This window comes from Streptomyces sp. NPDC054786, from assembly GCF_053611685.1.
Genome location: NZ_JBSHAW010000078.1, coordinates 1 through 20,488 on the forward strand (window position 1 = coordinate 1; position 20,488 = coordinate 20,488).

Annotated in this window: 16 protein-coding genes; 4 read left to right on the plus strand and 12 right to left on the minus strand. The window is 70.9% G+C overall.

Annotated features, from left to right (window positions below; all coding sequences use genetic code 11):
- Positions 1–151: 151 nt before the first annotated feature.
- The 3 genes from ACWGI6_RS37100 to ACWGI6_RS37110 form a co-directional block, all read right to left on the minus strand.
- Positions 152–358: an acyl-CoA carboxylase epsilon subunit gene (locus tag ACWGI6_RS37100; RefSeq protein ID WP_393907179.1), complete on the minus strand. Its 207-nt coding sequence runs from the start codon at positions 356–358 to the stop codon at positions 152–154.
- A gap of 56 nt (positions 359–414) precedes the next feature.
- Positions 415–1,998, minus strand: coding sequence for an acyl-CoA carboxylase subunit beta (locus tag ACWGI6_RS37105; RefSeq protein WP_453271591.1), 1,584 nt, complete (start codon positions 1,996–1,998; stop codon positions 415–417).
- A gap of 215 nt (positions 1,999–2,213) precedes the next feature.
- Positions 2,214–4,655, minus strand: a complete 2,442-nt coding sequence (locus ACWGI6_RS37110; RefSeq protein ID WP_453271592.1) for a polysaccharide lyase 8 family protein — start codon at positions 4,653–4,655, stop codon at positions 2,214–2,216.
- 240 nt (positions 4,656–4,895) lie between these two features.
- Here ACWGI6_RS37110 and ACWGI6_RS37115 point away from each other — a divergent pair, with 240 nt between their 5' ends.
- Positions 4,896–5,537, plus strand: coding sequence for a YceI family protein (locus ACWGI6_RS37115; RefSeq protein WP_453271593.1), 642 nt, complete (start codon positions 4,896–4,898; stop codon positions 5,535–5,537).
- 87 nt (positions 5,538–5,624) lie between these two features.
- Here the strand turns inward: ACWGI6_RS37115 and cimA are convergent, their stop codons facing one another.
- From cimA to ureA, 6 genes are all read right to left on the minus strand, one after another.
- Positions 5,625–7,277 carry a citramalate synthase gene (cimA, locus tag ACWGI6_RS37120; protein ID WP_453271594.1) on the minus strand — a complete coding sequence of 551 codons (1,653 nt, stop codon included), beginning with the start codon at positions 7,275–7,277 and terminating at the stop codon, positions 5,625–5,627.
- A gap of 282 nt (positions 7,278–7,559) precedes the next feature.
- On the minus strand, positions 7,560–8,879 hold the full coding sequence (locus tag ACWGI6_RS37125) for an MFS transporter (protein ID WP_453271595.1): 1,320 nt from the start codon (positions 8,877–8,879) through the stop codon (positions 7,560–7,562).
- Positions 8,880–8,991: 112 nt separating this feature from the next.
- Positions 8,992–9,612, minus strand: a complete 621-nt coding sequence (locus ACWGI6_RS37130) for a TetR/AcrR family transcriptional regulator (RefSeq protein ID WP_393907173.1) — start codon at positions 9,610–9,612, stop codon at positions 8,992–8,994.
- A gap of 35 nt (positions 9,613–9,647) precedes the next feature.
- Positions 9,648–10,688, minus strand: a complete 1,041-nt coding sequence (locus ACWGI6_RS37135; protein ID WP_453271596.1) for an agmatine deiminase family protein — start codon at positions 10,686–10,688, stop codon at positions 9,648–9,650.
- A 73-nt stretch (positions 10,689–10,761) separates the two neighbouring features.
- Positions 10,762–12,456, minus strand: a complete 1,695-nt coding sequence (locus ACWGI6_RS37140) for an urease subunit alpha (protein ID WP_453271597.1) — start codon at positions 12,454–12,456, stop codon at positions 10,762–10,764.
- Positions 12,453–13,157 carry an urease subunit gamma gene (gene ureA, locus ACWGI6_RS37145; RefSeq protein WP_453271598.1) on the minus strand — a complete coding sequence of 235 codons (705 nt, stop codon included), beginning with the start codon at positions 13,155–13,157 and terminating at the stop codon, positions 12,453–12,455. The genes ACWGI6_RS37140 and ureA overlap by 4 nt, the downstream gene beginning before the upstream one ends.
- Before the next feature lie 244 nt (positions 13,158–13,401).
- On the opposite strand from ureA, the gene ACWGI6_RS37150 reads away from it, so the two are divergent.
- A complete protein-coding gene (locus ACWGI6_RS37150) occupies positions 13,402–14,856 on the plus strand; it encodes a cytosine permease (protein ID WP_453271599.1) in 1,455 nt (484 codons plus the stop codon).
- A gap of 75 nt (positions 14,857–14,931) precedes the next feature.
- Here the strand turns inward: ACWGI6_RS37150 and ACWGI6_RS37155 are convergent, their stop codons facing one another.
- Positions 14,932–16,020, minus strand: coding sequence for a branched-chain amino acid aminotransferase (locus ACWGI6_RS37155; protein WP_453271600.1), 1,089 nt, complete (start codon positions 16,018–16,020; stop codon positions 14,932–14,934).
- Positions 16,021–16,383: 363 nt separating this feature from the next.
- Positions 16,384–17,424 (minus strand): 3-isopropylmalate dehydrogenase, encoded by a 1,041-nt coding sequence (locus ACWGI6_RS37160; protein ID WP_393907167.1) that lies wholly within the window; start codon positions 17,422–17,424, stop codon positions 16,384–16,386.
- 129 nt (positions 17,425–17,553) lie between these two features.
- Between ACWGI6_RS37160 and ACWGI6_RS37165 the strand changes: the two genes are divergently transcribed.
- Positions 17,554–19,161 carry a fibronectin type III domain-containing protein gene (locus ACWGI6_RS37165; RefSeq protein WP_453271601.1) on the plus strand — a complete coding sequence of 536 codons (1,608 nt, stop codon included), beginning with the start codon at positions 17,554–17,556 and terminating at the stop codon, positions 19,159–19,161.
- A gap of 151 nt (positions 19,162–19,312) precedes the next feature.
- On the opposite strand, the gene ACWGI6_RS37170 is transcribed toward ACWGI6_RS37165, so the two are convergent.
- The gene (locus tag ACWGI6_RS37170) at positions 19,313–19,444 is read right to left on the minus strand and encodes a hypothetical protein (protein WP_088800221.1); all 132 of its coding nucleotides are present in this window, start codon (positions 19,442–19,444) and stop codon (positions 19,313–19,315) included.
- 361 nt (positions 19,445–19,805) lie between these two features.
- On the opposite strand from ACWGI6_RS37170, the gene ACWGI6_RS37175 reads away from it, so the two are divergent.
- Entirely contained in the window at positions 19,806–20,447 is a 642-nt protein-coding gene (locus ACWGI6_RS37175) for a Uma2 family endonuclease (protein WP_453271602.1), read from the plus strand.
- Positions 20,448–20,488 lie beyond the last annotated feature (41 nt).

Sequence of the window (20,488 nt, forward strand, 5' to 3'; positions counted from 1 at the left end):
TTATTTATCGGCCCCCCACCGATATAAACACTTCCTTGGTCGTGGGCTGCTTCATTTGTTTATAACACACTGTTAAAACCAAAACCCCCCCCCGGCCCCCAAAAACGGCGCGGCCCCCGGGGGGGGGGGCCCTCGCCGTTCGGTACGACGTTCAGCGCTGCCAGCTGGTGGCTCCATGGAAGCCGCTCTGGCGCTCCAGACGGCGCCAGCGGGCGGCCGTGGCGTGCGGGCCGGCCGGGGCGGCGGCCGGCTGGTGGGCGGCGCGGGCCAGCAGGACGGCGGTCAGGGCGGCCAGCTCTTCCTCGCTGGCCTGGCCCTTCTCCACGCGGATCGGGTCGGTGCGGTGGGCAGGATTCACGGTGTCTTCTCCGTCGTCGCGGTGGGCGTAGTGCCTGGTGCGGGTGCGGGGTGTGGCTACTGGGGCGGGTTGCCGTGCTTGCGGGCGGGCAGGTCCGCATGCTTGGTGCGCAGCATCTCCAGGGCGCGGATGAGCGTGTGGCGGGTTTCGGCCGGGTCGATGACGTCGTCGACCAGGCCGCGCTCGGCCGCGTAATAGGGGTGCATCAGCTCGGACTTGTACTCCTTGACCATGCGCACCCGCATGGCCTCGGAGTCGTCCGCCTCGGCGATCTGCTTGCGGAAGATGACGTTGGCGGCACCCTCGGCGCCCATCACCGCGATCTCGTTGGTGGGCCAGGCGTAGGTCAGGTCGGCGCCGATGGACTGCGAGTCCATGACGATGTAGGCGCCGCCGTAGGCCTTGCGCAGCACGAGGGAGATCCGCGGGACGGTGGCGTTGCAGTAGGCGTAGAGCAGCTTGGCGCCGTGCCGGATGATGCCGCCGTGCTCCTGGTCGACGCCGGGCAGGAATCCGGGGACGTCGAGCAGGGTGACGATCGGGATGTTGAACGCATCGCACATCTGGACAAAGCGGGCGGACTTCTCGGATGCCTCGATGTCCAGCACGCCGGCCAGCGACTGCGGCTGGTTGGCGATGATGCCCACCACCCGGCCGTCGAGCCGGGACAGCGCGCAGAGGATGTTGGTCGCCCAGCGCTCGTGGACCTCCAGGAACTCGCCGTCGTCGACGATCTCCTCGATGACCTTGCGCATGTCGTACGGGCGGTTGCCGTCGGCCGGGACCAGGTCCAGCAGCGCGTCACCGGAGCGGTCCGCGGGGTCCTCGCAGGGCACCGACGGCGGGTTCTCCCGGTTGTTCGCCGGCAGCAGCGAGAGGAGGTAGCGGACCTCCTCCAGGCAGGTGGCCTCGTCGTCGTACGCGAAGTGGGCCACGCCCGACGTCTCGGCGTGCACATCGGCGCCGCCCAGGCCGTTCTGGGTGATCTCCTCGCCGGTCACCGCACGCACCACGTCGGGGCCGGTGATGAACATCTGCGAGGTCTCGCGGACCATGAAGACGAAGTCCGTCAGGGCCGGGGAGTAGGCGGCGCCACCGGCGCAGGGGCCGAGCATGACGGAGATCTGCGGGATGACACCCGAGGCCTTGGTGTTGCGCTGGAAGATGCCGCCGTAGCCGGCGAGCGCGGAGACACCCTCCTGGATACGGGCGCCGGCGCCGTCGTTCAGCGAGACCAGCGGCGCACCGGCCTGGATGGCCATATCCATGATCTTGTGGATCTTGGTGGCGTGGGCCTCGCCCAGCGCACCGCCGAAGATCCGGAAGTCGTGCGCGTAGGTGAACACGGTCCGGCCGTGCACGGTGCCCCAGCCGGTGATCACACCGTCGGTGTAGGGCTTCTTCGCCTCCAGGCCGAAGCCCGTCGCCCGGTGCCGCCGCAGCGGCTCGACCTCGTTGAACGAACCCTCGTCCAGGAGCAGCTCGATCCGCTCGCGGGCCGTCAGCTTGCCCTTGGCACGCTGCGCTTCGGTGGCACGCTCGCTGGGGCCTCGCCGGACCTGCTCACGGATGGAGTGCAGTTCGGCGACGCGCCCGCGGGCGTCGTTGCCGCCGGCGGGCACATCTTCGACAGTGGTCATGTATCGACGGTACGTGGGCGGGGCGCCGCACACCGATGTCGGTTTCGTACAACGTCGCATGCGATTTGGTGGGCAGGCAGTACAGAACCGCGCTGTACGTGCCCCGCGTCGTGGCGTCCGTTCGGGTGGCGGCAGCGCCCCGCGTCTGTATGGGGCCCACAAACAGAGGCGGAGCGATGTTGTCGTGACCGGTTGATCGGCGGAGCCCGGCCGGGTCAGTCCAGCCGCACCGTGCAGGTGTGGGTGGCGCAGTCCGTGCCGGGGGTCAGGCGCAGCCGCAGGGCGCGCCCGGTGGCCAGCACCTCGATCGCCGGGTCGTGGGTGAGCACCGCACGCACCGGCCGTGACCAGGTGATTTCCAGCGTATCGCCGGTGCGCTCCGGGGCGGCGAGGCACAGCCGCGCCGTCCGGCCGCGTCCCGGCTGCCGCCACCCGTGCCGCTCGCGGACCAGCACGCTCGCCGGGCCACTACTGGTGAGCGGCCCCGCACCGCCGGCCCGCCAGAAGTTGGCGGCCGTTACGCCGAGCGGGTCGACGGCGACCGCCTGCCGGCCGGCGTCGTTGGCGAGCACGGTCAGCCAGTGCCGGTCGGCGGCGCGGGCGGCGAGGGTGCGGGCGGTGGCGCCCGGCATGAGGAGGTAGGCGTAGCCGGCGTCGGCCGGGTCGGTGCCGTGGTCGTGCCAGAGCGTGAGATAGCGGCGGGTGAACGGCTCGGTGGAGGAGGTCGTGTTGATGTCGTGCCAGGAGCCGGTGCGGGCCTCGCGGAGCGCCTTGAGGGGGGCGCCGCCGGGGAAGACATAGCCGCCGTGCCCGGCGAGGTGGGCCCAGTGGGCGCGGCGGAAGGAGGTGGTCAGGCCGAGCGTGCCGGGCTGTCGTACGCCGTCGACGGTGAGCGCGGCGGTGCCGGACTCGCCCAGGCAGCGGTTGTCGACGACGGTCTCGGCCGGGACCCCGTCACGCGCGGTGATGCCGGCGCCGAGGCAGACGATGCAGTCCGCGAGTGCGAACCAGGATTTTCTGGCGGTGAGGGTCGAGGCAAGCCCGCGCAGGTCCTGGCCGATCGCGGCGAATGCGCCGTCGGTGGTGCCGCCGACCCAGCGCGCTGCGGGCTTGGGCTCGCCCCAGCCGCCTCCTTCGTTGTCGGCCAGCCGCTTGGTGGACACGGTCGTGCCGGGGAGCCGGTAGGGGTCGACGGTGGGCCAGAAGGCGTCCGTGTACTGGTCGCCCCCGAAGTCCGCGCCCCACCAATAGAGCATGCCGGCGCCGGTGTGCCAGCCACGCGGGTTCTCGCCGTTGCCGTTCTCGTAGTACGTGATGCGGTCGGAGGCCATGGCCAGGCCGGCGGCCCAGCCGGGGCGGCGGTGCACCGCGCGGTCCATCGCCGGGAACAGCCGGTGGCCGACGGGTTCGGGGGCGGCGGCCGCGGAGCTGTCGGCGATCGTCCGGAGCCGGGCGAGGTCGGCGACCGGGTACTGCCGGTCGGTGAGGACCGGCAGGGTGCGGTCGCGGGCGATCCAGCCCTTGACCATGGCGTGCCAGCGGTCCCGCTCGGCGCTGCTCGCGCCCTGGGCGAGCAGCGCGATGGCGGCGATCAGCGCATGGCCGTGGTAGTGGTCGCTGCGCAGGACGTGCCGCTCGTCGCTGCGGAGATAGCCGCGGCTGATGGCGCGCCCGTTGACGCTGTCCATCATCAGGCCGTTGTGCAGCAGCGGGGCGTAGGCGTGCTCGACGCTGTCGAGGATGATCTGCCGCGCCGGGTCGGTGACCTGCCAGGACGAGCCGCCGAGCAGGGTGAACAGCCGGCCCAGGCCGTCCAGCAGGACATAGCCGTAGGTGCCGGAGTAGGCGACCCAGGTGTGCTGGACGAAGGAGCCGTCGGCGTAGAGGCCGTCGCCCGTCGTGACGTAGGGGAAGACCGGCGAGAGGGCGTCGCGGGCCAGCGCGATCTTGTCGGGGGCGCGGCCGAGGATGCCGCGCAGCGCGACCACCCGGCACAGGTCGACGCGGTTGGCGCCGGTGCTGGTCCCGGTGTAGTCGCCGAGCATGGCATCGGGGACGAAGTGGTCGACGGCGGCCAGACAGCGGCCGCGAAGCCCGTCGTCGAGGCCGCCGCCGGGCAGGTACTCATCGAGGATCGCGACGGTGTCGAGGAGGAGTCTGGGGCTGCCGATCTGCCACTCCCACCAGTTGCCGTAGCGGGTGGTGGCGGTGTTGTAGACGGTGGCTTCGAGGTGGTCGAGGCCCGTGGCGAGGGCGTCGGCGAGACCGGGGTCGCCGGTGCGGCCGGTGCCGGGCTGGGCGTAGGCCTGGGCCATGGTGGCGAGCCGGCTGTAGCTCTGGGTGATGCCGGACGGCGGGTCGTAGCGGCAGTCCGGCCAGAGGGACGTGGCGGCCGGCCGCATGCTCGCGCTGAAGGCGCTCGCGAGGTCGCCGGTCTCCTTCAGGGCGGCGGCGTACGGCGGGGCGGCGGGGTCGAAGCCGCTGCCGAGGGTGAGCTCGCACCAGCGGCCGCGGAGGGCGGTGAACTCCTCCCCGGCAACGGTGACCGGCCCGGGGGCGGCACCGGCGGGGCGGGCGGCGAGGCCGAGTGCACTTGCGGTGGCGGTGGCGAGAAATCCTCGGCGTGACCAGACGGACGTGGCGGAGACAGGCGGCACGGTCGGTCCTCTCCATGGCGTCAACTGGAGTGTGGCGCTGCGCACTTGGGAGTTCCCGATGGTCTAGCACGAGCCGTCGCCGAGCGGCAATGACCGCGCCGGAACGCCGCCCGCCACCCGTCCGGCGGAGTCCGGCCGAAAGAGAGGTTGAATGTTGAACCAGATGCCGCTACGGTGAATCTCGTTGAAGCTTAAACCAATCTGCGCACCCACCCCGTGCGCCGTCTTCGAGGAGGAGCCATGGCTCTGTTCCACCGCAAGCGCACCGCCGACACCGGCGACAACACCGCCCCCGCCACCGCCAGTGCTGCCGTCCTCGACGCGGACCCCGCGCTCGCGGCGCTGACCGGCGACTACACCATCGACCCGGCACACAGCAGCATCGGCTTCACCGTCCGCCACGCCATGGTCACCAACGTCCGCGGCGCGTTCGCCGAATACGAGGGGACGCTCCACCTCGACGGCGCCGACCCGTCCCGCTCCACCGCGTCCCTCGATGTCAAGATCGTCAGCATCGACACCGGGATCGCGGACCGCGACGGCCATCTGCGCAGCGCCGACTTCTTCGACGCCGAGTCCTTCCCGCTGATGACCTTCCGCAGCACCGCCGCCGAGCGCGTGTCCGGTGACCGCTACCGCATCACCGGCGATCTGACCCTCCGCGACGTCACCAAGCCGCTCACCATCGACCTGGAGTTCCACGGCTCGGCCACCGATGTCTACGGCGCCGAGCGGGTCGGCTTCGAGGGCAGCGCCGAGATCCTGCGCTCCGACTGGGGCCTGACCTGGAACGCCGCGCTGGAGACCGGCGGGGTGATGGTCAGCGACAAGATCAAGCTCCTCTTCGACATCTCGGCCGTCAAGGCGGCCCCGCAGGCCTGACCCCGCACGGCCCGCACGACGACCGCGGCCCCGCACGCCCTCCCCCGAGGGCCGTGCGGGGCCGCGGTCATGCCGCTGCCGCGGCGGTCACTCCTGCGGCTCGACCCCGGCCCGCAGCAGCCCGTACGCATACGCGTCGTCCAGCGCCTGCCAGGACGCCGCGATGACGTTCTCCGCGACGCCGACCGTGGACCACTCGCCGCGGCCGTCGCTGGTGGAGACCAGCACCCGGGTGATGGAGCCGGTGCCCAGGGCGCCCTCCAGGATGCGGACCTTGTAGTCCACCAGCTCCATGTGGGCCAGCTGCGGATAGATCCGCTCCAGGCCGACCCGCAGCGCCCGGTCCAGCGCATTGACCGGGCCGTTGCCCTCGGCGGTGGCGACGATCCGCTCGCCCTTGGCCCACAGCTTCACGGTCGCCTCGTTCGCGTGCGTACCGTCCGGGCGGTCCTCGACGATCGCCCGCCAGGACTCGACCTTGAAGTAGCTGCGCGGCCGGCCCCCCTCCGCCCGCTGCAGCTCCTCGCGCAGCAGCAGCTCGAAGGAGGCGTCGGCGGCCTCGTAGGTGTAGCCCGCCAGCTCGCGTTCCTTGACCCGCTCGACGACCCGGCCGACCAGCTCGCGGTCGTCGCCGAGGTCGATGCCGAGCTCCTTGCCCTTGAGCTCGATGGACGCCCGTCCGGCCATGTCGGAGACCAGCATCCGCATGGTGTTGCCGACCAGCGCCGGATCGATGTGCTGGTAGAGGTCAGGGTCGACCTTGATCGCGGAGGCGTGCAGTCCGGCCTTGTGGGCGAAGGCGGAGACACCGACGTAGGGCTGGTGGGTGGACGGGGTGAGGTTGACGACCTCGGCGATGGCGTGCGAGATCCGGGTGGTCTCGGCGAGCTTGCCCTCGGGCAGCACCGGGCGCCCGTACTTGAGCTCCAGGGCGGCAACGACCGGGAAGAGGTTGGAGTTGCCGACCCGCTCGCCGTAGCCGTTGGCGGTGCACTGGACGTGGGTGGCGCCCGCGTCCACCGCGGCCAGGGTGTTGGCGACCGCACAGCCGGTGTCGTCCTGGGCGTGGATGCCCAGGCGCGCGCCGGTGTCCGCGAGGACGGTCCGTACGACGGCGGTGACCTGCGCCGGAAGCATGCCGCCGTTGGTGTCGCAGAGCACCACGACATCGGCGCCGGCCTCGCTCGCGGTGCGGACGACCTCCTTGGCGTAGACCGGGTCCAGCGCATAGCCGTCGAAGAAGTGCTCACAGTCGAGGAAGACCCGGCGGCCCTGGGCGCGCAGATGGGCGACGGTGTCCCGCACCATCGCGAGGTTCTCCTCCGGAGTGGTCCGCAGCGCCAGCTCCACATGCCCGGCATGGGACTTGGCGACCAGCGTGATGACCGGGGCCTGCGACGCCAGGAGCGCGGCGACCTGCGGATCGTCCTCGACCCGGACGCCTGCCCTGCGGGTGGCGCCGAACGCGACCAGCTGCGCGTGCCGGAAGTCGATCTCCTCACGGGCCCGCTGGAAGAACTCGGTGTCCCGCGGGTTGGCGCCCGGCCAGCCGCCCTCGATGAAACCCACACCGAAGTCGTCGAGGTGCCGGGCGATGGTCAGCTTGTCGGCGACGGTGAGGTTGATGCCCTCGCGCTGCGCACCATCGCGGAGCGTGGTGTCGAAGACATGGAAGTCGTCGCCCACCGCGTCGGCGGGACGGGGGGCGGACGAGGGGGAGGCTTCGTGTGCGTCCGTCATGCTGGTCTGGCTCCTGTCGGGATCTCGGTCTACCGGAATAACCGGTTCCACCGTCCCTCCATGTTCCCTCGCGCTCCGCCTCCGGTGAGATGTGGGCCGGAAACGAAAAAACCTCTCGCGGGTGCGAGAGGTCTGCGCGCGGGTCTGGGACGACGGTGGCCACGCCGTACTCGGTTCGTACGGGGCGGTCACTGCGGACCGGCGCGCCTGCTGCCAATAATCATGGCGAACGAGAGCACGGGGGCAGTCTGGCACATGACCACCCCCCGTGCTCGAACCGTCTCAGGATGCGAGCACGCGTGCCTCGCTGCCTTCGCCCGCGTCCGCCCTGCCGACCCGGTGCAGATCGATGGTCCGGGTCTCGCGCATCGTGATGTAGACGATCAGCGAGACGGCGGCGCAGCCGGCGACGTACCAGTAATAGCCGGATTCGATGCCGCCGTCCTTGAACCACAGGGCGACATACTCCGCGGTGCCGCCGAACAGCGCGTTGGCGATGGCGTACGGCAGGGCGACACCCAGCGCCCGGATGCCGGTCGGGAACAGCTCCGCCTTCACACAGGCGTTGATCGAGGTGTAGCCGGTGACGATGACCAGGGCGAGCAGCGAGAGCCCGAGGGCCGGCCAGAAGCTGCCGGCGTGCCTGAGCAACGTCATGATCGGCACGGTCAGGAAGGTCGAGCCGACCGCGAAGGTGATCAGCAGCGGACGGCGGCCGATCCGGTCGGAGAGCTTGCCCGCCAGCGGCTGCAGACACATGAAGAGGAACAGCGCACAGAAGCTCACCAGCGAGGCGGTCGGCTTGGCCAGTCCCGCACTGCCCGAGAGGTACTTGGTGAGGTAGGTCGTGTACGTGTAGTACGCGACCGTGCCGCCCATGGTGAGCGCCATGACCAGGAACGCCTCACGCTTGTGGGCCAGCAGCGCCTTGATGGTGCCGCGCGCCGGGTCGGCGTTGGCGCTGTCGTCCTCGGCGTACACCTCGGTCTCCAGCATGTTGCGGCGCAGATAGAAGACGACCGCGGCGCCCAGCGCACCCACGATGAACGGGATCCGCCAGGCCCAGCTGTGCAGGGCGTCCTCGGACAGGGTGCGCTGCAGCACGATCTGCAGACCGAGACCGAGCAACTGCCCCGCGGTCATGGACACGTACTGGAAGCTGGAGGCGAAACCGCGCTGCCCGGGCGCGGAGGCCTCGGTGAGGTAGGTGGCGCTGGCCGCGTACTCCCCGCCGACCGACAGCCCCTGCAGCATCCGGGCGACGAGGAGCACGGCCACACCGCCGTACCCCGCGACCCCGTAGGTGGGCGCGATGGCGATCAGGATCGCCGAGGCGGACATCAGCGTGACGGTCAGCGTCAGTGCGGCCTTGCGGCCCTTGCGGTCGCCGACCCGGCCGAGCACCCAGCCACCCACCGGGCGCATGAAGAAGCCGACGGCGAAGATCCCCATGGTGTTCATGAGGTTCGCCGTGTCATTCCCCTTCGGGAAGAACGAATCCGCAAAATAAACCGCAAAACTGGCATAAACGAACCAGTCGAACCACTCGACCATGTTGCCGGCCGAGCCGACCCAGATCTTCTTCCATTGCTCTCGTCCCATAGCCGCTCACGGTCGCGGACCGGCAAGCCTTCGGCAAGAGCGCGGGCGGCAACGATCGTGGGTACTTGCGTGCGTTGTGGTCACGGGGGGGCCGGCCGGCCGCCGGCTCGCGTCAGGTCCGTGGGACGACGGACAGCGACTCGTCCAGGAACTCCCGTATATGGCCGCGTACTTCTTCCCGGTCCGTGCCGGGGAGGCCGACGACGAGCTGGGAGCCGAAGCCGTCGAGGAGGGCGCGGGTGCGGGTGGCGAAGCGTTCGGGGTCGACGGGGCGGAACTCGCCCTTCGAGATGCCCTCGACGAGGAGGGCCACCAGGTCGCGGTGCCAGGCGAGTTCGAGGTCGAGCTGGCGTTCGCGGGTCTCGTCGTCGGCGTTCTGGGAGCGGTTCCACACCTCCAGCCACAGCGTCCAGCGCGGGTCGCGGTGGCCTTCGGGGAGGTAGAGATCGACCAGGGCGTCCAGCCGTTCGCGGGCGGGGACGCGGCGGGAGAGGGCGGCCCGGCGCTCGGCGCCGAGCTGCTCCTCGCTCCACTGGAGGGTCTGCAGCAGCAGCTCGTCCTTCGTACCGAAGTAGTAGAGGATGTGGCCGCTGCTCATGCCGACCTCGCGGCCCAGACCGGCCATGGTCAGCCGGTCCAGGCCCTCCGCGGCGATGGTCGTCATCGCCGCGGCGAGGACCTGCTCGCGGGGCTGGTTGAGCCGGCGCCGGGGGCGGCGCACGGGACCGGGCACGGGGACCTCCGGGTCGGCCGGCCGGGGCCTGCGGGTCAGACCTCGGGCTGCTGCTGGGTGATGCAGTGGATACCGCCACCCGCTGCGAAGATCGTACGGGCGTCCACGAGGGTCACCGTCCGCCCGGGGAAGAGCCGGCGGAAGATCGCGGCCGCCTCCTCGTCACGGGGGTCGTCGAAGCCGCACAGCACCACGCCATCGTTGCAGAGGTAGTGGTTGATGTAGGAGTAGTCGACCGGCTCGCCGTCCTCCTCGATGACGGTCGGCGCGGGCACCTCCACGACCTCCAGCCGGCGGCCCTTGGCGTCGGTGGCGGCGCGCAGCAGCTTGGCGATCTCGTTGCAGATGGCGTGGTCGGGGTGGTCGGGGTCGGGCTGGGTGTGGACGAGCACGGTGCCGGGGCGGGCGAAGGCGGCGACGATGTCGACATGGCCGCGGGTGCCGAACCGGCCGTAGTCGGCGGCCAGGCCGCGCGGCAGCCAGATCGCCTTGGTGGTGCCGAGGTGGGCGTGGATCTCGGCCTCGACGTCCTCCTGCGTACGGCCGGGGTTACGGCCCGGGTCGAGCTGCACGGTCTCGGTGAGCAGGACGGTGCCCTCGCCGTCGACGTGGATGCCGCCGCCCTCGTTGACGAGGGGGGTGGCGTAGCGGCGGGCGCCGGCCAGCCCGCAGACCTGCTCGGCGATCTTCTCGTCGAGGTCCCAGCGGGCCCACTCCTGGGCGCCCCAGCCGTTGAACACCCAGTCGGCGGCGGCGAGGCGGCCGTTGCCGTCGGTCAGGAAGGTGGGGCCGATGTCGCGCATCCAGGCGTCGTTCAGGGGCCGTTCGACGAGGTCGATGCCGTCGCCGAGGAGGGCGCGGGCGCCCTCGGACTGCCCCGGTCCGGCGACGACGGTGACCGGCTCGAAGCGGCGGACCGCGCGGGCGACGGCGGCCCAGGCGCGGCGGGCCTCGGCCAGCGTCTCGCCGCCCTCCGCGCCGAAGGTGAAGTTGGGGCCGGGCCAGGCCATCCAGGTGCGCTCGTGGCGGGCCCACTCCGGGGGCATACGGAAGCCGTCGGCGACAGGGGTGTTCATGCGGGGTCCTCACGGGTTCGCGGTGACGGTGGTGGGCCCGTCACGGGGTGTCGGTGGCGGGGCGCGGTGCGGGCTACAGGAAGTAGAGCCGGGACAGCGAGACGGTGTCGGCCGGTTCCGAGCGCATCGGGTCGCCGTCGAGGGTGACCAGGCCGCTGTGCCCGTCGACCTGTACCTGTCCGACCCGGGAGTTGTGGACGAGGTTGCCGGGGCCGATGCCGCGGGTGCCGCGGACGGCGACCCGGCGGCGGCGGGTGGGCATCCCGTCACCGCCCTGTTCGGCGGCGGCGCGCGCGACGAAGGCGACGGAGATCTCGGCCGGGGTCGCCCCGTACGCGCCGAACTGCGGGCCGAGCACCAGGGGTTCACAGGTGTCGGTGGCGGCGTTCGGGTCGCCGGTGACGCCGTAGGCGGGGAAGCCGGACTTCAGCACCAGCTGCGGCTTGGCGCCGAAGTACTGCGGCTTCCACAGCACGATGTCGGCCATCTTGCCGACCTCGATCGACCCGATCTCGTGCGAGAGCCCGTGGGCGATGGCGGGGTTGAGGGTGAGCTTGGCGACGTAGCGCAGTACCCGTGCGTTGTCGTCGTGCGGGCCGTCGCCCTCGAGGGGCCCGAGCTCGGCCTTCATCTTGCCCGCCATCGCGAAGGTACGGCGTACGGTCTCGCCCGCGCGGCCCATGCCCTGGGCGTCGGACGAGGTGATGCCGATCGCCCCGAGGTCGTGCAGCACGTCCTCGGCGCCCATCGTGCCGGCCCGGATGCGGTCGCGGGCCATGGCGGCGTCGCCCGGCAGATCGGTCTTGAGGTCGTGGACCGAGACGATCATGCCGTAGTGCTCGGCGACCGCGTCCCGCCCGAAGGGGAGGGTGGGGTTGGTGGAGGAGCCGATGACGTTGGGGACACCGGCCATCTTGAGGACGTTGGGGACATGGCCGCCGCCGCAGCCCTCGATGTGGAAGGCGTGGATGGTGCGGCCGTCCAGGACGCGCAGGGTGTCCTCGACGGTGAGGCATTCGTTGAGGCCGTCGCTGTGCAGGGCGACCTGGACGTCGTGGTCCTCGGCGACGCGCAGGGCGGTGTCCAGGGCGCGGGCGTGCGCGCCCATGTCCTCGTGCACCTTGAATCCACAGGCGCCGCCCTCGGCGAGCGCCTCGACCAGCGGGGCGTCGCCCGACGAGGAACCGCGGCCGAGGAAGCCGATGTTGACCGGCCAGGCGTCGAACGCGCTGAAGGCGTGTCCCAGCGCCCAGGGGGAGTTGACGCCGACGCCCCAGACCGGCCCGAATTCCTGGCCGATGATCGTGGTCACGCCGGAGGCCAGCGAGGCTTCCATGACGCGCGGCGAGAGCAGATGGACATGGGTGTCGACGGCGCCCGCGGTGGCGATCATGCCCTCACCGGAGACGATCGAGGTGCCGGTACCGACGACGACATCGACGCCGTCGAGGGTGTCGGGGTTGCCGGCCCGCCCTATGGCGTGGATCCGGCCCTCGCGGATGCCGATCGACACCTTGCGGATGCCCTGGACGGCGTCGATGACCAGCACGTTGCTGATCACCACATCGCAGGTCTCGCGGACCGCGGCGGCCTTGAGGTGCAGCCCGTCCCTGGCGGTCTTGCCGAAGCCGGCCAGGAACTCGTCGCCGTGCTTCTGGGCGTCGGACTCGACCCGGACGACCAGGCCCGAGTCGCCGAGGACGACCCGGTCGCCGGCCCGCGGGCCGTGCACCGACGCGTACTCGTGGGGGTCGATGCTCCCGGTCATGCCTGTTCCTCCGCTCCCAGATAGCCGCAGGCGGCGGCCCGCCGCAGCGCTTCCCTCTTCGCGCCCGGTGCGTCCAGCGGGCCGTCCACCAGACCGGCGAAGCCGATCGCGATCCGGTCGCCGCCGATCGGGACCAGACCCACTTCCGAGGCGCCACCGGGCTCGAACCGCACCGACGAGCCGGCCGGGACGCACAGCCGCATGCCGTACCCGGCAGCCCGGTCGAAGTCCAGCCGGGGGTTGGCCTCGAAGAAGTGGAAGTGCGAGGTGACGCTGATGGGCACCGTCGCGGCGTTGCGCACGGTCAGGCGGACCGTGGGCGCGGGCTCCGGGTCGGCCGGACCGGGGAGCACCGCGCCGGGCGCGGGTGTCGCGTCGCTCCCGGCGGCCGGGGGGCGGGCGCCGATCGGGTCGGTGACCACCGCGAGCCGGGAGCCGTCGTCGAAGACGGCCTCCACATGCACCTCGGTGACGACCTCGGCCACGCCCGGCAGCACATCGTCCGGGCCGAGCACGCCGCGTGCCGCCTCGATGGCCTGAGCGAGGCGGCGCCCGTCCCGCGCCGCCTCGCAGACTGTGTCCGCGATCAACGCGGTCGCCTCGGGCACATTCAGCTTCAGTCCGCGGGCCCGGCGCGTCCGCGCCAGCTCGGCCGCGCCGAACAGCAGCAGCCGGTCGCGTTCCGTCGGGGTCAACCGCATCCCGCCACTCCTCCAGGTCGATTAGAGCGTCACTCTAACCACGAAAATGGTCAGAGGGAAAGCATTGACCGATGGCATGAGGATGAGCGACATTGAGCGCTGCTCTAAATATGCGGCAAATAGAGTGCCGCTCTAAATGATCTCGACAGCGTGAGCGCCGTGCGGCGCGCACCGCCCACAGCGCGGAGCACTGCACCCGGAGCGCTGCTCACACACTGCTGTCCGGCCTCTCAGGGGAGCCCTCATGCCGATCGAACAACGCGGAGTCGACACCATCCCGGACGAGGAACGCACCAGCGGCCCTCGCGACCTGATCTCGATCCTGCTCGGGTCGAACCTCGCCCTCGGCGTGGTGATCTTCGGTTGGCTCCCGGTCTCCTTCGGGCTCGGCTTCTGGCCCTCGGTGACCTCCCTGGTGGCGGGCACCGCCGTCGGCACCCTGCTGACCGCCCCGCTCGCGCTGGTCTCGCTGCGCAGCGCCACCAACCTGTCCACCAGCAGCGGCGCCCACTTCGGCGTGCGCGGCCGGCTCATCGGCTCGGTCATCGGCCTGCTGCTGTCGCTGGGCTACACCGCGCTGACGCTGTGGGTCGGCGGCGACGCGGTCGTCGGCTGTCTGCACCGCCTGACCGGGCTGCCGTCGAGCGGTCCGACGTACGCGCTGGTCTACGCCCTGCTGGCGGGCGCCACCGCGGTCGGCGCGGTCTACGGCTACCGGGTGCTGCTGCGGCTGAGCAAGGTGCTCGCCCTCGGCCTGACCGCCCTGCTGGCCGTCGGCATCGTCGCGTACGCGGGCACCTTCACCACCGCCGCGCCACACGGCAGCAGCTATCTGCTCGGCGGCTTCTGGCAGACCTGGCTGCTGGCCGCCGTCTCCGCCGGTCTCAGCGGCCCCATCGCGTTCATCACCCTGCTCGGCGACTACAGCCGCTACATCTCCCCGCACCGGCACAGCTCCCGGAAGGTCTTCGGCGCCACCTGTCTGGGACTGGTGGTCGGTCTCCTGGTGCCACAGCTCTTCGGCACGTTCACCGCGCTCGCCGTCGGCGCGGGCGAGGACTACGCGGGCCCGCTGGTGGCCGGCGCCCCGTTCTGGTATCTGGCGCTGCTGTTGCTCAACGCCTCGGCCGGCTCGGTCGGCAACTCCGGTCTGATGCTCTACAGCATGGGTCTCGACCTGGACGCGATCCTGCCGCGGGCCACCCGCACCCAGGCCACCTACGTCGTCGCCGCGCTCTCGACCGCGCTGGTCTACGCCGGTCACTTCCTGTGGGCCGCGCAGGACGCGATGACCTCCTTCGTCCTGCTGATGACGGCCGTCGGTACACCCTGGGCGGTGATCACCGTGATCGGCTTCATCCGCTGCCGCGGCGCGTACGACCCGGAGTCCCTGCAGGTCTACAACCGGGGCACGCGTGGCGGCGTGTACTGGTACCGGGCGGGCTGGAACGTCCGGGCCGCCGTCGCCTGGGCACTGGGCTCGGTGGTCGGCCTGATGGGCGTGGACACGCCGTTCTACCAGGGGCCGCTGCTGCCCCTGACCGGCGGCATCGACGTCAGCTTCCTGCTCGCGGCGGCCGTGGGCGGGATCGCCTACCTGACCCTCATCGCCCGGGACCCGCGCCCGGTCGCGGCACTGCGCGCCGTACCGCCCGCTCCCCCGGCCGCCGCTGCAAAGGCCCCAGCGGAGGCCGGCTGAGCCGGCCCGGACACGACCGAGGCCGCCCCCGTCGCCATGCGGGGGCGGCCGCGGGCGGGTGCCGGGAAGCCCGGATCAGCCCAGCGGGTGCATCCAGCCGTGCTGGTCCTCGGCGATACCGCGCTGGACGTCGAGGAGCGCGTCCCGCAGCTTCAGTGTGACCTTGCCGGGCTCACCGCCGGACTGGATCCACTCGCCGCCCGCGCTCTTGACCGTGCCGACCGGGGTGATCACGGCGGCCGTACCGCAGGCGAAGACCTCGGTGAGCGTGCCGTTCTCCGTGTCGGTCTTCCACTGGTCGATGGAGACCCGGGCCTCCTCCGACTCGTAGCCCAGGTCGCGGGCCACCGACAGCAGGGAGTCACGGGTGACACCGGCGAGGAGGGAGCCGGTCAGCGTGGGAGTGACGATCTTGTCGCCGTACACGAAGTACAGGTTCATGCCGCCGAGCTCCTCGACCCACTTGTGCTCCACGGCGTCCAGATAGGCGACCTGGTCACAGCCGTGCGCCGCGGCCTCGGCCTGCGCGAGCAGCGACGCGGCGTAGTTGCCGCCGGTCTTGGCGTCGCCCATACCGCCGGGGACGGCGCGCACCCGGTCCTCGGACAGCCAGATGGAGACGGGCTTGACGCCACCGGCGAAGTACGCGCCGGCGGGCGAGGCGATGACCACGAAGAGGTACTCGTTGGCGGGCTTCACGCCCAGGCCGACCTCGGTCGCGATCATGAAGGGGCGCAGGTAGAGCGACTCCTCGCCGCCATGGGCCGGCACCCAGTCCTTGTCCTGCCCGACGAGAAGGTCACACGCCTCGATGAAGGTCTCGACGGGCAGCTCCGGCATGGCCAGACGGCGGGCCGAGGCCTGGAAGCGCCGGGCGTTGGCGTCCGGGCGGAACGTGGCGACGGAGCCGTCGGGCTGCCGGTAGGCCTTGAGGCCCTCGAAGATCTCCTGCGCGTAGTGCAGGACGTTGGTCGCCGGGTCGAGGGAGAGCGGCCCGTACGGCACGAGCTGGCCGTCGTGCCAGCCACGGCCCTCCGTCCACTTGATCGTCACCATGTGGTCGGTGAAGTGGCGGCCGAAACCGGGGGCGGCCAGGATCTGCTCCCGCTCCGCGTCGGAGAGCGGATGCGAGGAGGGCTTGAGCTCGATCGTGGGCGTCGTCATGAATGCATGTCCTTCACTGCGTGTTCCGAGACCTGGGGCACCTCCCAGCGCTGGGAGGAACGTCACCGGCCCAGCCCTCCGGCCGGGGGTAAGGGGGTCGGCCCCCACCATGCGGCACTGGTGCGGTTTGTGGCGACCGCGCACGATTTCCTGGACGTACCGGTCGTTACGGGGACGTCCGAGTTTCCTCGCGGGCGGCGATGCCACGTCCGATTATCGCCCGTGGGTCTTCGCCGCCGGAACCGAGTACGCGGTCCGCGTCCGATGGTCGCACCCACCGGCCGGTAATCCCAGCGCGGACCAACGCGGACAGCGCCGGGCCTGGAGTGGCCCGGCGCTGTCCGTGGTGCGTGTGTGCCGGCCTCAGCCCGCTACTCGTGCGACGAGTGCGTCGCCGATCTCGTCCGTGCTGCGCGCCGTGCCGTCCCGGGCCTCCAGGTCGGCCGCGACGGCCTCCTCGATGCGGGCGGCCTGCTGCTCGAAGCCGAGGTGGCGCAGAAGCAGGGCCACGGAGAGGATCGTCGCCGTCGGGTCGGCCTTGCCGGTGCCCGCGATGTCGGGGGCGGAGCCGTGCACCGGCTCGAACATCGAGGGGAACTCGCCGGTCGGGTTGATGTTCCCGGAGGCGGCCAGGCCGATACCGCCGGTGACGGCCGCGGCGAGGTCGGTGAGGATGTCACCGAAGAGGTTGTCGGTGACGATCACGTCGAACCGCTCGGGCTGGGTGACGAAGAAGATCGTCGCGGCGTCGACATGCAGGTAGTCGGTGGTGACCTCGGGGTACTCCTGGCCGACCTTGTCGAAGATGTTCTTCCACATGTGGCCCGCGTACACCAGCACGTTGTTCTTGTGCACCAGCGTCAGCTTCTTGCGCGGGCGGGCGTTGGCCCGCGCGTAGGCGTCGCGGACCACGCGCTCCACGCCGTAGGCGGTGTTGAGGCTGACCTCGGTGGCGACCTCGGCGGGGGTGCCGGTGCGCAGGCTGCCGCCGTTGCCGGTGTACGGGCCCTCGGTGCCCTCGCGGACGACGAGGAAGTCGATGTCGGGGCGGCCGGCGAGCGGCGTGGCGGTGTTCGGGAAGAGCTTCGACGGCCGCAGGTTCACGAAGTGGTCGAAGGCGAAGCGCAGCTTGAGCAGCAGCCCGCGCTCCAGCACACCGGAGGGTACGGAGGGGTCGCCGATCGCGCCGAGCAGGAGCGCGTCGTGCTGCTTGAGCGACTCCAGCTCCTCGTCCGGCAGGGTCTCACCGGTCGCATGCCATCGCCGGGCACCGAGGTCGTACTCCTTGGTTTCCAGCTTGACGTCCTGCGGGAGGACCGCGGTCAGGACCTTCAGGCCCTGGGCCACGACTTCCTGGCCGATACCGTCACCGGGGATCACTGCGAGGCGAATGCTGCGAGACATGGTTGGACCCTACTCTCCGTCCCATTGATTGACACGTAACGTCCGTCATACGGACACGTGGGGAGCCGGTCAGCTGCCGTTCACCCCGCGTCCCCACCGCGGTCGGGTCGTGCTGCGAAATTCGGCGGCATGACTGGAAACACCCGAGGGACCACCCCCCAGCCCTCGCACACCCCGCGCGTCGGCATACCGGAGCAGCTGGCGGCCCGGATGAGCATGCCCGAGCAGCACGACTACCTCCGTACGAAGCTGAGCCGCCGCGGTCTGCTGCGCACCTCGGCCGCGACCGCGGGCGTGGTCGCGGGCTCCGGTCTGCTGGCCGGTTCGGCCCAGGGCGTCTCCCCCACCCTGCTGACCGCGCCCGCCGCGGCCCGGGTCGACGGTGCGCTGGTCGCCCCGTTCGGCCGCCACCTGGCCTTCGGCGCGGACCCCAAGAGCCAGATGCGGGTGAGCTGGCAGGTGCCGTTCGCGGTCCGCCGGCCGTATCTGCGGGTGGGCCTCAAGCCGTGGGACCTGGGGCGCAAGATCGAGGCCGAGGTGCGCGATCTGCACACCCCGTCGCTGTCCGCGAAGCTGCCGGCCGTGCAGCAGTACTACCTGCACGCCGCGCTGGACGGCCTGCGCCCGGGAACGACGTACTACTACGGCGTCGGCCACGACGGCTTCGACCCGGCCGACCCACGCCACTTCTCCACCGTCGGCACCTTCCGCACCGCCCCGGCCCGGCCCGAGAAGTTCGTCTTCACCGCCTTCGGTGACCAGGGGGTCAGCTACCACGCCCTCGCCAACGACCAGTTGATCCTGGGGCAGGACCCGTCCTTCCACCTGCACGCGGGCGACATCTGCTACGCGGACCCGGACGGCGAGGGCTCCGAGCACGACACCTACGACGCCCGGGTCTGGGACCAGTTCCTCGCGCAGACCGAGTCGGTGGCCAAGTCCGTGCCGTGGATGGTGACCACCGGCAACCACGACATGGAGGCCTGGTACTCCCCCAACGGCTACGGCGGCCAGAACGCCCGCTGGACGCTGCCCGGGAACGGCCCGGACGCCAAGAACGCCCCCGGCGTCTACTCGTTCACCTACGGCAACACCGCGGTCGTCGCCCTGGACGCCAACGACATCTCGTACGAGATCCCCGCCAACCAGGGCTACACCGGCGGCAGGCAGACCCGTTGGCTGGACCGCAGGCTGGCGGAGCTGCGTGCCACCGAGGGCATCGACTTCCTCGTGGTCTTCTTCCACCACTGCGCCTTCTCCACCACCAACTCGCACGCTTCCGACGGCGCGGTGCGCGACGCGTGGCTGCCGCTGTTCGAGAAGCACCAGGTGGACCTCGTCATCAACGGCCACAACCACGTCTACGAGCGGACCGATGCCCTCAAGGGCGGCAGGGTCAGCAAGAAGATGCCGATCGGCGAGAGCGTCGACACCACCCGCGAGGGCATCGTGTACGTGACCGCCGGCGGCGCCGGCCGGGCCCTCTACGACTTCCCCGCGGCCGACAGCTACGAGGGGCACGTCAAGGACGTCGACCACGTCGACACCTACCACTGGACCAAGGGCCAGGTGAAGAACAAGGACACCGTGGAGTGGTCCCGGGTCCGCTACACCGGCTACTCCTTCATCGCCGTCGAGGTCTCGCCGGGCCGCCACCCGCGGATGAAGGTCACCGCCCTCGCCGAATCCGGCGAGCGCATCGACCACTTCGAGGTGACCCGCTCGCCCGTGCAGTGAGCCAGGGGAGAGCGTCCGCAAGGGCGCCCGGGATCCGGGCGCCCCGCACACTCAGGAGAGAAAGAGCCACCGGGCCACGGACAGCCGGATCCGCCAGCAGCAGCGGCAGGACATCGACGACAGCACCGACCCGGATCGCGCGCGCATCATCTCAGTGCCCGGTGGAGCCGCCGTTGTCACGGCGGTCGAGGGCACGCTGGAGAGCGGCCGCGGCGTTCCTGCGGTCGGCGTCGCTGGTCGTACGGGCGGAGTGACGGGTCCTGCGGACGGCAGTCTCAGCCATGATTCACGTCTCCTATGCCAGAGCCCCGAGAACAAATGGGATGCGTCGATCCAGAAGCGGCCGGAAGGGGCGGGAGCCGCGGCGCGACAGGGGTCACCTGCGCGTGCACCGGGCCACATCCGCATTCGCTCGATGGAGCGATACGTTCGGCTCCTACAAAGCTAGGACAGCTCGGCCGTGATGTCTGCACAATTACTTGGGCTTCCTACTATCTGAGACGGCGAGCAGGCTGCGGGCGTGTGCTCGAACGAGTGATCCCCGGATATCTGCCGGTCATGGGCCCCTCGGCGCTCCCTAGCGTGGCGGTGTCGCTTGTGCCACGAGGCCAAGCCCGCCCACACTGAGGAGGAGGTGCTGCACCATGACCGCGCTCGCGCAGGAGGCGCCCGTGACAACGTCGGAGATCACGACATCCGGACCCGATCTGCACGAGGTCCTGTGGCAGGCATGGAAAGCCATGGAACTCCCCGAGGGCCTTCGCGCCGAGATCATCGAGGGGTTCATCGAGGTCTCGCCCACCGGTCGCTACGCACACGGTCAGATCGCCAACCGGCTTCGGGACAAGCTGGTGGTATTCCTCGCCGGGAGTGAGTACGTCGCACGCCAGGACATGAATGTCGTCCACGGCCTCCAGGTCTGGATCCCCGATTGCTTTGTCGCACCCGAGGATTCCGAGGGGCACGTCACCGAGGACGGCCTCGGCATCCAGGCATCCGCCGTGGAGTTGATCGTCGAGGTGGTCTACCCCGGCCACGACGGCCTGATGCGTGACCGGGAACGCAAACGCCGCGCCTACGCCCGGGCCGGTATCCCCATCTACGTCCTGATCGACGACTACGACGGCCACGGCACCGTCACCGTGCTCACCTCGCCCCGCACCGACGAGGCGGTCTACACGGAGGCGCACTGTGTGCCGTACGGCAACGAGGCGGCCATCCCCGAAGGCCCCGCCAAGGGCTTCGTCATCGGCGAGGCGATCACCGGACCACCGCGCAACGCCTGACGCAACGCCGACGGCCCGGCCCCCGGGGAGAGGGGCCGGGC